Source organism: Paenibacillus polymyxa M1, from assembly GCF_000237325.1.
Lineage (GTDB): Bacteria > Bacillota > Bacilli > Paenibacillales > Paenibacillaceae > Paenibacillus > Paenibacillus polymyxa_C.
The window spans coordinates 4,884,748-4,901,227 of record NC_017542.1; the positions used below are offsets into that span (position 1 = coordinate 4,884,748).

Annotated in this window: 15 protein-coding genes; 4 read left to right on the forward strand and 11 right to left on the reverse strand. The window is 45.3% G+C overall.

Translation table 11 applies throughout. The annotated features are described in order from the left end of the window. Nucleotides 1–134: 134 nt before the first annotated feature. The 7 genes from PPM_RS22145 to isdC all read right to left on the reverse strand — a co-directional run bounded on the left by PPM_RS22145 (nucleotide 135) and on the right by isdC (nucleotide 9,125). A complete protein-coding gene (locus PPM_RS22145; RefSeq protein ID WP_013373058.1) occupies nucleotides 135–968 on the reverse strand; it encodes an ABC transporter ATP-binding protein in 834 nt (277 codons plus the stop codon). After that, on the reverse strand, nucleotides 958–1,941 hold the full coding sequence (locus PPM_RS22150) for a FecCD family ABC transporter permease (protein ID WP_013373059.1): 984 nt from the start codon (nucleotides 1,939–1,941) through the stop codon (nucleotides 958–960). The genes PPM_RS22145 and PPM_RS22150 overlap by 11 nt, the downstream gene beginning before the upstream one ends. Before the next feature lie 14 nt (nucleotides 1,942–1,955). Beyond that, nucleotides 1,956–2,915: a heme ABC transporter substrate-binding protein IsdE gene (gene isdE / locus PPM_RS22155; RefSeq protein WP_013373060.1), complete on the reverse strand. Its 960-nt coding sequence runs from the start codon at nucleotides 2,913–2,915 to the stop codon at nucleotides 1,956–1,958. Nucleotides 2,916–3,072: 157 nt separating this feature from the next. Beyond that, nucleotides 3,073–7,440, reverse strand: coding sequence for an NEAT domain-containing protein (locus tag PPM_RS22160; RefSeq protein WP_013373061.1), 4,368 nt, complete (start codon nucleotides 7,438–7,440; stop codon nucleotides 3,073–3,075). Between the two features lie 99 nt (nucleotides 7,441–7,539). After that, nucleotides 7,540–8,037: an NEAT domain-containing protein gene (locus PPM_RS22165; protein WP_013373062.1), complete on the reverse strand. Its 498-nt coding sequence runs from the start codon at nucleotides 8,035–8,037 to the stop codon at nucleotides 7,540–7,542. 32 nt (nucleotides 8,038–8,069) lie between these two features. Then, nucleotides 8,070–8,537, reverse strand: coding sequence for an NEAT domain-containing protein (locus PPM_RS22170; RefSeq protein ID WP_013373063.1), 468 nt, complete (start codon nucleotides 8,535–8,537; stop codon nucleotides 8,070–8,072). Between the two features lie 72 nt (nucleotides 8,538–8,609). Continuing rightward, complete coding sequence (isdC, locus tag PPM_RS22175; RefSeq protein ID WP_013373064.1) at nucleotides 8,610–9,125, reverse strand: heme uptake protein IsdC; 516 nt, start codon at nucleotides 9,123–9,125, stop codon at nucleotides 8,610–8,612. Nucleotides 9,126–9,523: 398 nt separating this feature from the next. Between isdC and PPM_RS22185 the strand changes: the two genes are divergently transcribed. Genes PPM_RS22185 through isdG form a run of 4 tightly spaced genes read left to right on the forward strand, consistent with a single transcriptional unit; the run spans nucleotide 9,524 to nucleotide 12,652 of the window. Next, a complete protein-coding gene (locus tag PPM_RS22185; RefSeq protein ID WP_013373065.1) occupies nucleotides 9,524–10,504 on the forward strand; it encodes an ABC transporter substrate-binding protein in 981 nt (326 codons plus the stop codon). Nucleotides 10,505–10,513: 9 nt separating this feature from the next. Continuing rightward, the gene (locus tag PPM_RS22190; RefSeq protein ID WP_173364590.1) at nucleotides 10,514–11,512 is read left to right on the forward strand and encodes a FecCD family ABC transporter permease; all 999 of its coding nucleotides are present in this window, start codon (nucleotides 10,514–10,516) and stop codon (nucleotides 11,510–11,512) included. Further along, a complete protein-coding gene (locus PPM_RS22195; protein ID WP_013373067.1) occupies nucleotides 11,509–12,300 on the forward strand; it encodes an ABC transporter ATP-binding protein in 792 nt (263 codons plus the stop codon). The genes PPM_RS22190 and PPM_RS22195 overlap by 4 nt, the downstream gene beginning before the upstream one ends. Nucleotide 12,301: 1 nt before the next feature. Continuing rightward, nucleotides 12,302–12,652, forward strand: coding sequence for a heme oxygenase (gene isdG / locus PPM_RS22200; protein WP_013373068.1), 351 nt, complete (start codon nucleotides 12,302–12,304; stop codon nucleotides 12,650–12,652). A gap of 116 nt (nucleotides 12,653–12,768) precedes the next feature. On the opposite strand, the gene PPM_RS22205 is transcribed toward isdG, so the two are convergent. The 4 genes from PPM_RS22205 to PPM_RS22215 all read right to left on the reverse strand — a co-directional run bounded on the left by PPM_RS22205 (nucleotide 12,769) and on the right by PPM_RS22215 (nucleotide 16,480). Further along, the gene (locus PPM_RS22205; RefSeq protein ID WP_013373069.1) at nucleotides 12,769–13,779 is read right to left on the reverse strand and encodes an MBL fold metallo-hydrolase; all 1,011 of its coding nucleotides are present in this window, start codon (nucleotides 13,777–13,779) and stop codon (nucleotides 12,769–12,771) included. A gap of 209 nt (nucleotides 13,780–13,988) precedes the next feature. Beyond that, a complete protein-coding gene (gene cydS, locus PPM_RS30680; RefSeq protein WP_014278118.1) occupies nucleotides 13,989–14,099 on the reverse strand; it encodes a cytochrome bd oxidase small subunit CydS in 111 nt (36 codons plus the stop codon). A gap of 6 nt (nucleotides 14,100–14,105) precedes the next feature. Beyond that, the gene (locus PPM_RS22210) at nucleotides 14,106–15,137 is read right to left on the reverse strand and encodes a cytochrome d ubiquinol oxidase subunit II (RefSeq protein WP_013373070.1); all 1,032 of its coding nucleotides are present in this window, start codon (nucleotides 15,135–15,137) and stop codon (nucleotides 14,106–14,108) included. Beyond that, nucleotides 15,134–16,480 carry a cytochrome ubiquinol oxidase subunit I gene (locus PPM_RS22215; protein WP_013373071.1) on the reverse strand — a complete coding sequence of 449 codons (1,347 nt, stop codon included), beginning with the start codon at nucleotides 16,478–16,480 and terminating at the stop codon, nucleotides 15,134–15,136. Before PPM_RS22215 ends, PPM_RS22210 begins: the two co-directional genes overlap by 4 nt.

A 16,480-nucleotide genomic window follows, 5' to 3' on the forward strand; every position in this document is an offset into this window, starting at 1 on the left:
ATTCGAACCGTAGTCTAAGCAGAACTGTCTCTGAATCTCATCCAATATCTTATAAATAAAATAAAAAAATGCTTCTGTCTTCACGATTGTCACCTGACAAACACCTCGACCAGAACCATTTTTATGTTTTAAATTCAATGAGATAACTCAAGGACAGATACCTTACACTCTCTCTGTACTTGTAAATGTTCGGAAGCTCCGACGCCTATCGGAATAAGATACATCCCCGCCTCCTCATCCTGTCTTATGACTACCTTCACACCATAGACTGCCTGAATCAGTTCGGATGTAACGATCTCCTTAGGCGGACCATTCGCTATTATGCGTCCTTCCTTCATAGCGATCATCACGTCGCTATACCGAATAGCCTGATTAATATCATGCAGGACCATCACGATGGTCAGTCCGTGCTCCTGATTGAGCTGCCGAATAAGCTCCAAAATCTCAAGCTGGTAATACATATCCAGATAGGTGGTCGGCTCATCCAAAAATAAAATCGGCGTTCGCTGTGCCAAGGCCATCGCAATCCACACACGCTGCCGTTCTCCTCCTGAGAGCTGATCCAGTGTATGTGTTCTGCGTTCCTCCAGATTGGTGCAGGCTATAGCCCATTCGACTGCTTCCTCGTCCTCGTCCCGGCTGGTTGTGAACATGCTCTTATGAGGCAGTCTTCCGAAGCTGACAAGTTTTTCTACTGTCAGGTCGGAGGGCGCTTCGTTCTGCTGATGAACTACCGCTAATTGACGGGCCAGCTCCTTGGGCTTGTAGTGGGCTATCTCCTTGCCGTCCAGAATCACCTGGCCCATGCGAGGAACAGCATTGTTGGACATCACGCTGAGTAGTGTCGATTTGCCACATCCATTGGGGCCAATAATCGTAGTAATTCGTCCCCGCTCAATAACAGCATTGATCGCATGTAAACGGTCTGTTTTCCGATCATAGGAGAAGGTTATATCTTTAATGTCCATAGGTACGATCCGCCTTTCTGATCAGGAATATTAGGAACGGTCCGCCTATGACTGCCATAATAATAGAGGCTGGAATTTCATTGGGAGCAAGCACCGTTCGCCCCAGTGTATCCGCAAGCAACAACAGCAAACCGCCGCATAAGGCAGAGAACGGAATCAGCCACTTATGATCCGAACCAACCAGGTAGCGGGCACAATGCGGAACGAGCAGGCCGATAAAAGCAATCACCCCTGCGATAGCTGTAGCAGTTGCTGCAAGCAGCACTGCAATCACAGAAATCAAAAGTCGTGCGCGCGTCACGTTAAGACCCAAATTTTTAGCCGTTTTATCTTGAAGTGACAAGAAATTACACCAGGAGAAGACGAGCATGGCTAAAATTAGCCCAATCCCACCATAGGTCACAATTACCTCAACATCTACCCATTTTTTCATAGACAAGGTTGAGGTGGTGACCTGATTAATGCTGGTGACCGCATAACTGCCCCGATAGTTAAACGACTGACCTAGGCCGGAAAAGATGGCGTTTACTGCCACCCCAATCAGAATAAGGCGAATGGGATGCAAGCCGGATTTCCATGAAAATCCGTAGACCATTAGACAGGCCAACGCACCGCCAATAAATGAAAAGAACGGCATCCAGAAATAAAGCGCGGGAAAGATGGTCACCGCGATCAGCGAGACCAAGGCCGCTCCCGAAGAAATGCCGATCACGCCAGAATCCGCTAGGGGGTTTTTCATGACAGCTTGCAGCAAAACGCCCGCCACCGCAAGTGCTGCTCCCGCCATCACAGCTACGATAATTCTCGGTAGTCTGAGGTCCTTGACCACATTCACCTGATCATCTGTACCTGTCCACAATCCGGTCACCAACTGGCTCAAATTCACCTTGAGGCTGCCTGTCATCGCTGAATACAACATGACAGCGACGAGTAAGACAATTACAACAATAAGGCTCCATAATTTTTTGGACATGTCATCAGCTTCCTTTAATTCGAAGGATACAGCATTTTCATCAGCTCATCCAGCGCAGAGCTTGCCGCTAAATTCCCTGTGGTGCCAAACAACGGTTCAGGCAGGTCATAAACATGCCCTTTTTTCACAGCGTTAAAATGCTTCCAGATATCGTTAGTTTTGAACTCTTCATCGAACATTTTTACGACCTCATCCGGCATCCCGTGTGCAGCACGCAAAATGATATCGGGGTTGGATTGCTGCAAGGCTTCGGTATTATGGGCTATAAACTCCACTTTCTCGCCTTGAACTACATTTGTTCCGCCTGCAATTTTAACCAGATCTCCAATATAGGAATGTTCGGTAGCCACCAGATAGCTTCCCGGAACACCCAGTAGAATTAGTACTTTAGGAGACTTCTTGCCTTTGATTTTTTGCTGAATCTCAGCAACTTTGGCATCCAAGGCCCCATTAATCTCTTTCGCCTTTTCAGCTTTATCAAATCGGTCTCCCAGCTTTTGAATTTCCTTTTGCATATTCGCAAGGCTTTCAAAATTCAAAAATTCAGCATTGATGTTCAGGTCCTTAAACTTGGGCTCCAAATCATATTTGAGTGTGGTCACCGATAGTACATCTGTAGGTTTTAAGGACATTACTTTTTCCATATCAGGACTCATTGGATTTCCCACATCAGGGACATCCTTGTAACGATCAGGTAATACTTTGGTGCTTGTCGGCTTGCCGGCCAAACCCAAGCCCAGCGCATCCGTAATTTCAGAAATGGCTACTGTAGTCGCCACAATACGTGGAGTTGCTGTTTTATCATTAGACGACTTTCCGGTTGCATCTGATGCTGCCGTTGAAGTCGAACCATCGCTAGGGTTCTGTCCAGCCTGTGTTCCCCCGGAGCATCCGGCCAGCAATAAGATCATAATGCCGATTAACATATAGAAAACAAACGATTTCTTTTGAGTCAAAGCTGCATACTGTTTCATGAAAATCCAATCACCTCAATTCAAAATATAGAGCAACAGCGTGGGTCCCAATTTTTCGGGTATGTAAATGCTGACAAGTCTTGATGCCGAGGCACCAAGACTTGCTCGCATACAAGCTTTGCTGTTATTCAGGCTTTATTGATGGCATAACCTGAGGTTATTTCACCTTTAGGCTTGCTTCATCAAATTGGAACTGAACCGTATACCAGTGATCATATGGTACTCCGCCAAGGACCAAACCAGGCACAATGACGTGTGTGTAAGCACTGATTTTCTGGGACAAGTCCCCTACCTCAAATTGGACGATACGTGTATCACCGGATGTCGAGATCACTTCCACATCTTTTAGGGTACCGTTTTGCTCCACTTGTAGAGTTGGCATCCAAGAGCTGTTTTTCAAAGAGACTTGGATATAACGCTTGTCTCCCTTTTCAATCAATGTGGCTGGTTTATCGAGATAACCATCCATAACGGACGCTTCATTCGTTTTGTCTTTAAATACGTTGTAATTGATTGTGTATTGCTTCTCGGAAGCCGTTTGAACTGGTTGCTCAACTGCTGGTTTTGCTTCAGCTACCGGTATGGTCGTTTCTGCTGCTTTGTCCGTAGAAGCTGCTGTCGGTTCAGTAGGGGTTGCAGTTGTAGCTGCATTAACTCCCTCACCTTTGAGTGACGCACGGTCAAATTGAATCTGTCCGCCGAATTTCTCATTAAAAATGTACTTCTCAGGCAGATATACCTGTGTGTACACACTCAGCTTTTTATCCAGATCAGGTACTTCGAAGGCAATTGTGTGTGTATCCCCTTTTGTGTCGGAAGCCACAATCGTTGGATTAGCATAACGGCCCTCAAAGTCCGTTTGGAATAATTTCAAAGCCTGATTGTCCGTTACGGTTACATGGGCCTGGACCTTACCATTTTTCACAATCAACTTCGCCAGACTCTGTACAAATGGAGCCACCAAAGAATCCTTGTCCGTTCCGTTTGCAAGCACACGGAAGTTCGCAGTGTACTCTCCATCGGCTAAGTTATTTTTCCCCTGTTCTACTTTGTCTGCTTTGGTTTCGTTGTGATAAGATACATTACTGGTATCGAATTTAAATTCAAAATCATATACCTTTTCTACTCGATCCTCCGCCTTGAAAACCATCGGCGCGCTACTTGCCACTTTAGGAGCTTCGTAGACAACCAGTTGACCTTTTACGTTGTTCTTAAAGTCACTCACACTGAAACGAACGTCCTTCGTATTACTTGCTGCATCTTCCCGGGTCACTTCTGCATCCTGATAACCTCCACTTGCGTTATCCCAAATGCGCAGCGCCTTAACTTCATTACTGTTTTGCAGCTTCAGACCTACAAACCGTTTGTCGCCTTCCACGACCAATTGCGCTGGTTCATTAGTGATGAAGCGTTGAGCCGGAGAATCAGATCCTGTGACACCATTTGGCAGCACAATGCTGAATTTCAATGCATATTTACCATTGGCAAGCTTGTCGAAATCCAATTTAACGATAGGATCAGCTGCCCCTGAAGAAGTAGGCTCCACAAAGCTGCGAATGGTGGCAGGCTCGAATTGGAACTGCACATCATATACGTGGTCGTAAGGGATGCCACCCAAATCCAATCCAGGTACGATGACATGCGTGTTCACTGTAACTTTATCTGAAAGATTAGGCACTTCAAATTGTACTGTTCTTGTGTCTGCAGAGGTGGACTGTTCAACCACCTGAGCTTCAGAACCATTTACTTTAAACGTTTTAATCCAGCTGCTCTTGTCCATTTTAATTTGAATGATATTTTTACCAGACTGTTTTAACAGTGTAGCTGGCTTTTGCATATACCCATCCATCACAGATATTTCATTGCTTCCGTTTTTGAGTACGGAGAAATCAATGCTGTATCTGCCATTTTCAACTGGGGTTGTGGTTCCGTTATCCGGTCCCTTAGCTGTAATGCTGCTGCGGTCAAATTGAAGACGAAGCTTATGATTCATCTCATAAACCCCACCTGGATAGGTGGTGCTCACATGGACCTGTGCATTCAGAATAGCGTCCAAATCGGCTACTTTGAATTTCACAACACGTGTATTAGCATTCTTGTCCTCACTTACGATATCTGCATCTGCCAACGTTCCGTTTTGTTCTGTTTTAAACTCTGTCACGGTGGTGCTGTCTTTGATGGTAAAGGAGGCTTCATACTTGCCTTTTGATACCGTCAGCGTGGCCGGAGATAATAAATATTGCGCCATGGCCGATTTTTGATCTTTGGTTGCGTGCAGCGCATCGAAATTGATCGAATACGTTCCATCAGCTAAATTCTTTCCGGGCGTGCCTGGTGTGCCTGGCGTCCCAGGATCAACCGGGGTTGGAGCATTCGTAATGCTGTTTTTATCAAATTGAAGACGAAGCTTATGATCCATCTCATAAACCCCACCTGGATAGGTGGTGCTCACATGCACTTGTGCATTCAAAATTGCATCCAAATCGGCTACTTTGAATTTCACAACACGCGTATTGGCTGTCTTATCCTCACTTACAATATCTGCATCCGTAAGTGTCCCGTTTTGCTCTGTTTTGAATTCTGTTACAGTAGTGCTGTCTTTAATGGTGAAAGAAACTTCTTTTTGTCCCTTCAATACCGTCAAAGTCGCTGGAGACAACAGATATTGTGCCATGGTTGATGGCTGATCTTTGGTTGCGTGCAGGGTGTTAAAGTTAATAGAATACGTTCCATCCGCCAAGCTAGGTGATGTGGGCACAGATGCCAATTGAAGATCTACATTATAAGTATGCACGTAGCCCAGCTCAGGCCAGTTGATGCTTACCCATGCGCTTAACTTAGCAGGTATTTCTTTAACCTCGAATTCAATAACTCGTGTATTTGCAGTTTTGTCTTCACTTACTGTAGCAACATTAGTTAATACTCCGTTTTGCTCTACCTTAAAGCCGTCAATTTGCGTACTGTTTTTCAAGGTAAAACGGACATACTTCTTGCCATTACGTTCAATCAAGGTGCCTGGTTTCTCTGTATACCCATCCATCATAGACTTTTCATTCGTTCCATCCTTCAAAAGAGTGAAGTCCAGATTGGATTTTGTTTCCGGAGAGGTTCCATTTTCTGTGATACTATTTTTATCGAACTGAAGACGAAGTTTATGATCCATCTCATAAACCCCACCTGGATAAGTCGTACTCACATGTACCTGTGCATTCAAAATCGCGTCCAAATCGGCTACTTTGAATTTCACAACACGCGTATTGACTGTCTTGTCCTCACTTACAATATCTGCATCCGTAAGTGTCCCGTTTTGCTCTGTTTTGAATTCTGTTACAGTAGTGCTGTCTTTAATGGTGAAAGAAACTTCTTTTTGTCCTTTCGCTACTGTCAAAGTCGCTGGAGACAACAGATATTGCGCCATGGCTGATGGCTGATCTTTAGTTGCGTGCAGGGTATTAAAGTTAATAGCGTACGTTCCATCCGCCAAAGTTGTTGGTACAGGTACAGAAGACAGCTGAAGATCTACATTATAAGTATGCACGTAGCTAAGCTCAGGCCAGTTGATGCTCACCCATGCGTTCAGCTTGGCTGGCAGTTCTTTTACTTCAAACTCGATAACTCGTGTATTCGCATTTTGATCTTCACTTACAATAGAGGTATCGGTTAACACTCCATTTTGCTCTACTTTGAAGCCATCAATTTGCTTGCTATTCTTTAATGTAAACCGGGCATATTGTTTACCTCCACGCTCTATTAGTGAGCCTGGTTTCTCTGTATACCCATCCATCATAGACTTTTCATCTGTTCCATCTTTCAAGAGGGTAAAGTCCAAATCAGCTAATTTTTCTCCTGTGCTAGGAGGCGTTACCGGCGGTGTCACTGGTGGAACGGTTGGATTCTCCGTTGAGTTTTTAAGTCTCAAACTGGAAGGATCAAACTCAATCCATTCCTTCACTGAACGGTCTGGATCGGTATCTACATACCATGGAGAACTGCTGTTAAATCCAAACTCTGTATTTACATTTTGATGAAAATCATAAACATCGAAGCTAACAGTTCCCGAAGCTTTTCCGGAATCTACTTCTATTTTGGCGGGAACCGTTTCCCCGTTTTGTTCTACTAAAAATTTCGAAAGTCCTTGAGCCTCCGCAAATTTAAATGAAAAATGGTATTTTCCATCTTTAATGATCAAGTCTCCAGGATAGGTATAGTTTGTTTTAAAACTCGAGTCCTTGGTGCTTCCGCTGATTGTCTTTCGTAAAGGCTTATAATCAATCAGGTATTCTCCATCTGCATAAGTCGCTTCAGTAATAGTTATAGCATGGGTAGGCTCAACATATGGACCGGGCAGTTCTACCGGATACTCATAAGTAGCATACGTAGCACTAGTCACTGTAGTGCTTGAGTCAGGCAAATTCGACGAAGTGGATTCATCCTCGGGTGTTGCTCCTGCGTATGGTGAAAATAAAGAAAACAACATTAGAATAGCAGCGAATGTCGTAATATATTTGTTAAATCGGCTTTTCAAGGTGATATATCCCCCTACTTAAAATATACTCATTTGGAGCTCTGGAACTGAGCTCCAAATGAGTATTCAATTCAAAATCATATTTTCAAAAAGAAACCCTTAGATATCGCTGTCGTCGAATTGGAACTGAACAACATAGTCGTGATCGTAAGGAATACCGCCAGTGTATTCTTTAGGTACGCTTACATGCAGTTTGACATTCAATTTTTGAGACGAGCTAGTTACCGGGAATTCAACTATTCTTGTATCGCCGGATGTGCTGACCACAGTCGCATTCACATACTGACCGTTTTGTTGAGTTTTAAATTCAGTAACCCAAGCACTTTTGGTAATAGCTACACGCACTTTGTATTGACCATTCGTAACAATCAGTGTAGCTGGTTTTTTCACATAACCATTGGTATCCATGTAAGATGGCTGAGTGGTTCCATCCTTAAAAACGGTATAAGGCAATTGATACGTTCCATTAGGCAAAGCCGCGTTCGCTTGATTAGCTGAGAATGGGGCTAGTACCACAAAAACAAGCGCAGCCATCAATACAGTGAGCATTACTTTTTTCAGAGACAACTTCTCCATACGATTCATAATCATGTTCATGTTTTCAATCTCCTTTTACGTTTTATTTTGGATTAGATTTCGTCGAATTGCAGTTGTACATCGTACTTGCCTGTGTAGTTAACTACTGGGATTGTGATTTCAGCGTAAGCATTTACTTTTGCATTCAGGTCAGCTACTTCGAATTCCACTACACGAGTGTTGTTCGCGGTATTTGTGCTGACTACAGTCGCATCTTGCAGTACGCCATTTTGCTCTACTTTGAACGCTGTAATCAGATTGCTGCTTTTCACAGTCAGACGAACGACATTTTTGCCATTGGCTACCGTAACCTGAGCAGGCTTTGTCAGATAGCTGTCTAATCGAGAAGTTTCATTGGTTTGATCCTTCAGAACGGTATAATCTACGTTATAAGTGCCGTCGGCTGCTGCTGCTTTAGCAGAGAGTGGAGCCATCAGTGCAAAAACAAGTGCTGTCATGATCAATGCTACGAATACCTTCTTGAAAGAAAATTGCTCAAAGCGATTCATTACCATATTCATATCTACACACACTCCTTCATTTTTTATGCTTGAATTTATGTTGATTTTATGAACGATAAAGATAGCCTGAATTTACTTTTTGGAAGATTTGGCTGATTTCGCTGACTGGACGGCTGCAACTTTTTTGATGCTTTTGGAATCAAAAGCGAAGCGGATCGTATAGTCATGATCGTAATTGTATGCAGGGACAGTAACATGAATTTTAGAGATCAACGGGCTGTTGATACTCGCAATTGGAAATTGCACGGTGCGAGTATCGGTTTTGGCATCCTTTTGGATGACTTTGGTATCGATGATTTTGCCTTTATAATCCACTTTAAACCCGGTTGTCCATTCGCTATGATTCAGCTTAATTTGCATGGTCATTTGACCTTTCTTTACATACAACTTAGCTGGTTTTTCAAAATAATCATTAGCCATGGACACTGAATCATTTTCTGCCTTGAGAATATTGTATTTGAGCGTGTATGTACCATCCGCCAATTTTGGAGAAGCCGCAGCGGCTCCTACAGATGACGAAGTTGGCCAAAAGCTCAGCACACTCACCAGCAGAAACACAGCAATAATTGCAGAATACCCCTTCTTCATTTTGACAGCAGTCCCTCCCCACGAGAATAAACTAATTGATTATCATTCTCAATTAATAATTTAAAAAAAATAGCTCTTTTCGAGCTTGTCTCCCCACCTCTCTATTCCATAATTTCGCAAAATCAAGTAAACCCATCACCAATATATCTTACACTTTTCGAAAATGTCAATATGTATTTGTGTGTACGTAATCCCTTGATATATGCTATTTTTTAATAAAAATTTGTAGTTCCTTCTTCTATAATTCGAATGACTCTCTTTTATTTTTAGTTCAAAATTTATTTTAAAATTTACTTTTTTCAATTGACAATCCTCAGTGATATTCATTATCATTCTCTTATACATAAATGAAAATGATTATCATTATTGTTTAACTTGAAAATTGCAGGAGGAATAACATGAAATCTTATGTGTTGTGGTCATCCGCAGCGCTTTTATTGGCAGTTACCGGATGTAGTAATGGTACCTCGACCGCAGATCACAAACCAGTCAGTGCTTCCGTATCTACCACTTCAAGCACGACAAGCGGCGCGACGATTCAAGTTACTGATTTCTCAAAACGGACGTTGGCGTTTCAAAAGGTCCCTCAACATATCGTTGCGCTCAGTAATGGCGATCTAGATATTATTTACGCATTGGGCGGGACAGCCGTGGGGAGGCCCAACTCCAATGGACCTTCCGTCGTACCTGCTGCTGAAAACGTTCAGCAAATAGGTTCCACTCATGAAGTAGATCTGGAGAAAATTACGATGCTCAAACCGGATGTCGTACTAGGCAACTATCCTATGAATGAAAAAGACATCCCAGCCATTGAAGGAGTCGGTTCACAGCTGCTGCTGACTGGGGCTAATTCAGTTCAGGATATCCAGTCACAAATTACGCTGTACGGACAATTACTGCAAAAGCAGGACGGGGCCGTAAAGCTGAACCAACAAATTGACCAACAAGTAGCCAAGCTGCAAAAAGAAACAGCCTCTACCTCCAAACCGAAGGTGTTGCTGGTTTACGGAGCCCCGGCCACGTACATGGCAGCGCTGCCGAATTCTCTAGGCGGAAACATTTTGGAAGTTGCAGGTGGTTCCAATATCGCCGCTGATTTTCCGGGCCTGCAAAATTTCCCGCAATATGCGCAGTTGAACACAGAACGCATCGTACAGGCTGACCCTGACTACATTTTCATCATGACCCATGGTAATACGGAAGAGGTTAAAGCCGCATTTATAAAAGAAATGCAGGAAAATGCAGCTTGGAACGGAATCCGGGCAGTCCAAAACAGCCAGGTCGAGGTTTTACCTTCAGATTTGTTCGGGACAAATCCAGGGACACGGGTCACTAAAGCGCTGGATTTGATGCACCAAAAGCTGTATCCGGCGAAATAGGCGATGGCGATGAACAAACTACAGCGCGCCAGAAGACGCACCATCGCCTGGATTATCCTTCCGATCTTATTGCTAGCCGTCTCTGTGTACGGTCTGGCCTACGGTTCGGTTTCGATTCCACTTCAAGAAATCAATCAGGTTTTGCTACATAATGATGAATCCACATATCGCACGATCCTAATGGATCTCCGACTCCCCAGAGTATTGGTAGGTTTATTGGTAGGCGCTTGTCTCGCAGCTTCAGGAGCACTTCTTCAAGGCGTCATGAAAAATCCATTGGCTGACCCAGGCATTATTGGTGTATCGGCTGGAGGTGGACTTGCTGCCGTTATTACGATGGTGATGCTTCCACAGCTTAGTTACCTTCTTCCGGTAACCGCCTTTTTGGGAGCCTTTCTGAGTGCGATCGTCATTTACCTACTGGCTTGGGACCGAGGGGCTTCCCCTGTCAAAATTGTGCTGGCTGGCGTTGCGATCAACGCGTTGTTGGGCGCGCTCACCAACGGCGTGATGGTCATGTACAGCGACCGCGTACAGGCAGTACTTCCTTGGCTATCTGGCGGGTTAAATGGACGCAGCTGGCATCATCTGGAGTTCATGGCTCCTTACGCTATCATTGGCTTAATCGCCTCTTTGTTTGCGATTAAGCCTGCGAATTTGCTGCTGCTGGGCGACGATTCAGCACAGCTGCTAGGCCAGCGGGTAGAGCTTCAACGGATGCTCATTATCTTGCTCTCTGCCCTGCTCGCCGGCACGGCGGTCAGTGTAGCCGGGCTGATCGGGTTCGTAGGACTGGTCGTTCCCCATGTTATAAGGCTACTCATCGGGGAAGATTATCGTTTCCTCCTCCCCCTTTCCATTGTGGGCGGTGGGACACTGGTTGTCCTAGCGGATACAGTCGCACGCTCTTGGTTTGACCCGATTGAGCTGCCTGTCGGTATTTTGCTGGCCGTCATTGGGGCACCGTTCTTCTTAATCCTGCTCAAGAAACGGGGGAATTTCGGATGACAGCCATTCAGGGTGAACATCTCTCCTTACAACGCGGATATTTCCAGTTGGACGATGTGAACATTACCTTGCCCGCTGGCCAGCTCACCGCCATTGTCGGTCCCAACGGCTCAGGCAAGTCTACTCTTTTGCGGATTTTGACCCGGCTGCTCAAGCAGGATCAGGGCAAGGTTTCTATACTGGGCAAGCCCGTGGAGGAATACAAGCGGCGTGATTTGGCTCAGACGATTACAATGCTGCCGCAAATGAAGGATATTTTGCCGTTATTAACGGTTCGTGAGCTGGTCGCTTATGGAAGATCTCCTCATGCCAAGGGCTTGAGGACACGACCTACCAGACAAGATCAGCAAATTATCGACCATGTCATGGGAATCACGGGCATCCAGCCCTATGCAGATCGGATGTTCCATACTCTATCGGGAGGTGAACAACAAAAAGCGCGAATTGCAATGGCCTTGGCCCAACAAACGGGTATTCTTTTGCTCGATGAACCGACCACTTTTCTGGATATCGCCCACCAATTTGAAGTTATGGATATGCTGCGGCGTATTAATCACGAGTCCGGCTTGACGATTGTTATGGTACTGCATGATTTGCAGCAAGCTGCGGCCTATTGTCATCATATGATTGCGCTTAAAAGGGGACGAATCGCCGTTGCTGGCGAACCCCGTCAGATTTTGACGTCTGCTTTTCTTCGCGACATTTATGAAATGAACGCTACCATCAAATTTGAGGATGGCTATCCGGTTATTATACCGACCATACCACATCATTCAGGAGGAATTTAATATGGTTATCGTTACAAACACATCTAAAATCACACCAGGTAATGCCCATTTGCTCATCGAAAGATTTAACAAAGAAGGACAGGTTGAAAAGATGGAAGGCTTCCTCGGTCTGGAAGTGCTGCTGACGGAAAACACGAAGGATTATGATGAAGTAACGATTAGCACACGCTGGAAGGAAAAAGAGAACTTCCAAGGCTGGACGAAAAGTGAAGCGTTCCGTGAATCCCACAACCACCGTCAAATTCCAGACTATATTATTGAAAATAAAATCACGTTCTATGAGGTTAAAATCGTTCGTCATCCCATTGCGAACAATGACTCCTCTTTGGCGAGTGAGATCGAAGCCGTTTAATTCTGAACGGTAGCATAGAACTAAAAAAAGCGGCTCGGCAGACAATATTAATTGTCCGCTGGGCCGCTTATTGGATTTTTGCAAAATCCTCTTATATACGTATTTTATTGAATCCCTCAGATTCTGGTTGAGCAACGGCGCCCAATTTTTAGCGTCTCTCCGTGCCCCAGTACATGGATGCGTTCCTTTGCAATCCCCAAGCGCTCTCGCTCTACTTCGAGACGATCCAGCGCCTCTCTCGGCGTATCGTCCGCCAGCTTAAAGGCTCCATAATGCATCGGGATCATCTGATCTGCGCCGCAATCCACAAAGCCCTGCAACGCCTCTTCAGGTGTCACATGCTGTGAGGTCATGAACCATTCCGGTTCATACGCGCCAATCGGCATAAAGGTCAGATCAATGGCAAAGCGCTCGCCAATCTCCTTAAACCCACGGAAATATCCGGTATCTCCCACAAAATACAACGTAGGTGCCTCCGTTGAATCGGATTCTGCATGAGCATCTGAGCCTGCAACAGACGTGGCAGAACCAGTCACCTGCTGCTCACTTTGCAGAACGTATCCACCCCAATGCGAAGTATTGGTATCAAACGGCGTACGCCGTGTCCAGTGCTGTGCCGGAACAAATGTAATCCGCACCCCGCCTACCGTAAAATGCTCCCACCATTGCAGCTCATGGCAGTTGCGAAAGCCTTTGCGGATCATTTTCGACTTTAACCCCGAGGGTACGAGCATCAATGTATCTGCACGATATAACTTCCGCAACGATGCCAAATGTAAATGATCATAATGCGAATGTGATAGCAGAATGATATCCAGTGGTGGCACATCCTGAATGCGAATGCCGGGTGGAGCCAGCCTTTTATCAAAAGCCATACGCTCTGCCCATACCGGATCAGTGACAATATTCAGCCCAAGGTACTGAATAAAAAAGGTGGAATGGCCCACCCATGTCGCCGTCGCCATTTCCCGATTATGATGCAGAAACTCCAGCTCCGGGGGATGGTTTGGCACAACGAACGTATAATCCTTTATTTTGCTGCGTCGCTCCTGCCGCCATTGTCTGAATTGCTTGATAGTTTTATCGGTATTTACATGATCCATATTGTTAAAACGCACTTTAGGCATGATGCAGCCCCCTCCCTGACAGACCCGTTCTCCAAAGACACAACGGTTCAATTTAACTATATATTGTCACTCAAATGTGAACATGAAATGATACAACATCCTGATATATGTAAAGTATAATTCAATCACATCTGTAAAGGAAATTCTGCGATAATACAGCAAAAACAGACCTCCCGGGTCTATCAGAAGGCCTGCTCCACATGTTATTGTCAGTCCTGTGGGTTCTTAAAGCGTGCCGAATAAATGAACAAAAACACAATCGCCACCACGATAATGATCGGCGACTCATACATGATCGTAAAATGCTCGAAAGCAACCACTCTAACTCACCCTTTCTTTCCCGCTTGTCCTCGTACATACTTTGCATCGAACAGGAACAATCTCAATATCAGGATCAGCGAAGGAATCAGCACTAGCAGACCCGCAACAAACGCCGTAATCAATGCATATGCCATCGTAGAGTTCGTAAAGCTGTCATATACATTAATGTAGGGATACAGAACATACGGAAGATGTGACCGGCCATAGCCATACCAGGCAAATGCAAATTGCAGCATCACCAGGATAAAGGAAAGACCCAAATAGCGCCGCTGCCAGACCAGATAAACTGCCCCCACAAAGCATATGAAGGATGCGACAAACATCCAGGCCATACTGAGCATATTGGCAAAATGGTCCGGATTTTGTTTGTTAATTTGAAAAAATGCGAACAAACTCGCCAAAATCGTAGGAGCACTCCAGAGCAACGCGTACCCTCGTACAATTTCGAAAGCGACCTTGTCCCCTGCCCTTTTGGCATAAAAGCACAAAAACATCGCCGATATATACAATACACTCACCAGCGCCAGAATAATAACCGCCCACGTGTAAGGGTTGCTTAATAGCTGACCCCATTGGAGATGAACACCTGTTCTGTTTTCCAAAATAATGCCGCCTTCCGAAATAGCAAGGACCGTCGACAGTGCCGCGGGAATCAGTAATCCAGTCGCACCATACAACGCCATGTAGACGATATTATTTTTACCCGAATGCCCATACGTATTGTAAGCATAATATACTCCCCGGATCGCGAGCAGCACGATTGCAATACTACCGGGAACGAGTAACGCCGTCCCATAGTAATAAGCTGCATCCGGGAAAAAACCGTTCAATCCCACCACAAAAAAGATGAGAAATACGTTCGTAACCTCCCATACTGGAGACAGATACCGTTGAATGATATTGTGGATTTTGTTCTGGTGGCCTGTCAGCACACTGTAAAAGCTGAAAAAGCCTGCACCAAAATCAATGGATGCCACAAGCAAATATCCAAACAGGAAGGTCCACAAAATGGCGATGCCTACAATTTCATAGCTCACTTGCCTTCAGCCCCTTCCAGGCCCAGCTGTCTTATCTCTTCCACGGCATCCTTATTACGGAATAGTTTGCTGAGTACCTTGATGGCCGAGAAGCACAACACCAGATACAAGATAACAAACAACACCAGCATCCACCCAACACTTGTAGAAGTAGTTGCTGCTTCGGACACCTTCATATATCCGCGTAAAATCCACGGCTGTCTGCCGACCTCCGCAAACATCCAGCCCAGCTCAATAGCTACCATCGCCATCGGTCCAACCAGAATGAGTGCTAACAGCAGCCATCTGGGGTAGGGTTTGCGACCCGGCAAACGCTTGCGGATCAGATATAGCAGTGGGATGACGAGAATCAGCACTCCTGTGGTGATCTTGAGATCAAACATATAATGAATAGACAGCGGCGGACGTTCCTCCACCGGATAGTCATTTAACCCCTTAACCTCCGTACTAGGCAAATTTCCGGCCAACACACTAAGTGCATAAGGCACTTTCAGAGCGTATTTGATTTCACCGTTTTCATCCATAAAGCCACCATATACAAAGGGGGCGTGCGTCATCGTATCAAAATGCCATTCGGCGGCAGCCAGCTTCTCCGGCTGATATTTGGCCAGAAATTTACCTGATGCGTCTCCAATCATCACTGTACTGATGGCAAACACAATGGTACAGGTGGCCGTCAGCTTCAGCGCCTTTTTAAAATAAGGGTGGTTACGCCCCCGCAGCATGCTGTAAGCAGCCAACCCCATCAGCACCCCTGCGCTCAATGTATACGAGGAAGCCAGTACATGAGACACTTTGGTCGGCGTGGCCGGGTTTAGCATAGCCTCGATGGGATGAATATTGGTCATGACTCCATTTTTGAGTGTAAAGCCTTGAGGTTGGTTCATGAACGAGTTCACAGTCGTAATAAAAACCGCTGATGCAGACGAGGCAATCGCTACCGGGATGAGCAGCATTAAGTGAAAATATTTACTTTTAAATCGATCCCAAGTATACAAGTAGATGCCCAGGAATATTGCTTCAATGAAAAAAGCAAACGTCTCTAAAAACAGGGGCAGTGCAATCGCTTGTCCAGCCACCCGCATAAAGGTAGGCCAAAGCAAGCTGAGCTGCAGACCAATGGAGGTGCCTGTAACGACACCCACGGCAACAGTGATGACAAACCCTCGCGCCCATCTCCGGGCCAGTAGTGTATAATGCGGATCACCGGTTCGCAGCCCGCGCCATTCTGCAAGTGCAATCATTAAAGGTACACCAACGCCAATGGATGCAAATACGATATGAACAAACAGGGTAATCCCGGTCAGCATCCGGCTTAGCAATACAGGGTCCAGTGAAGACAA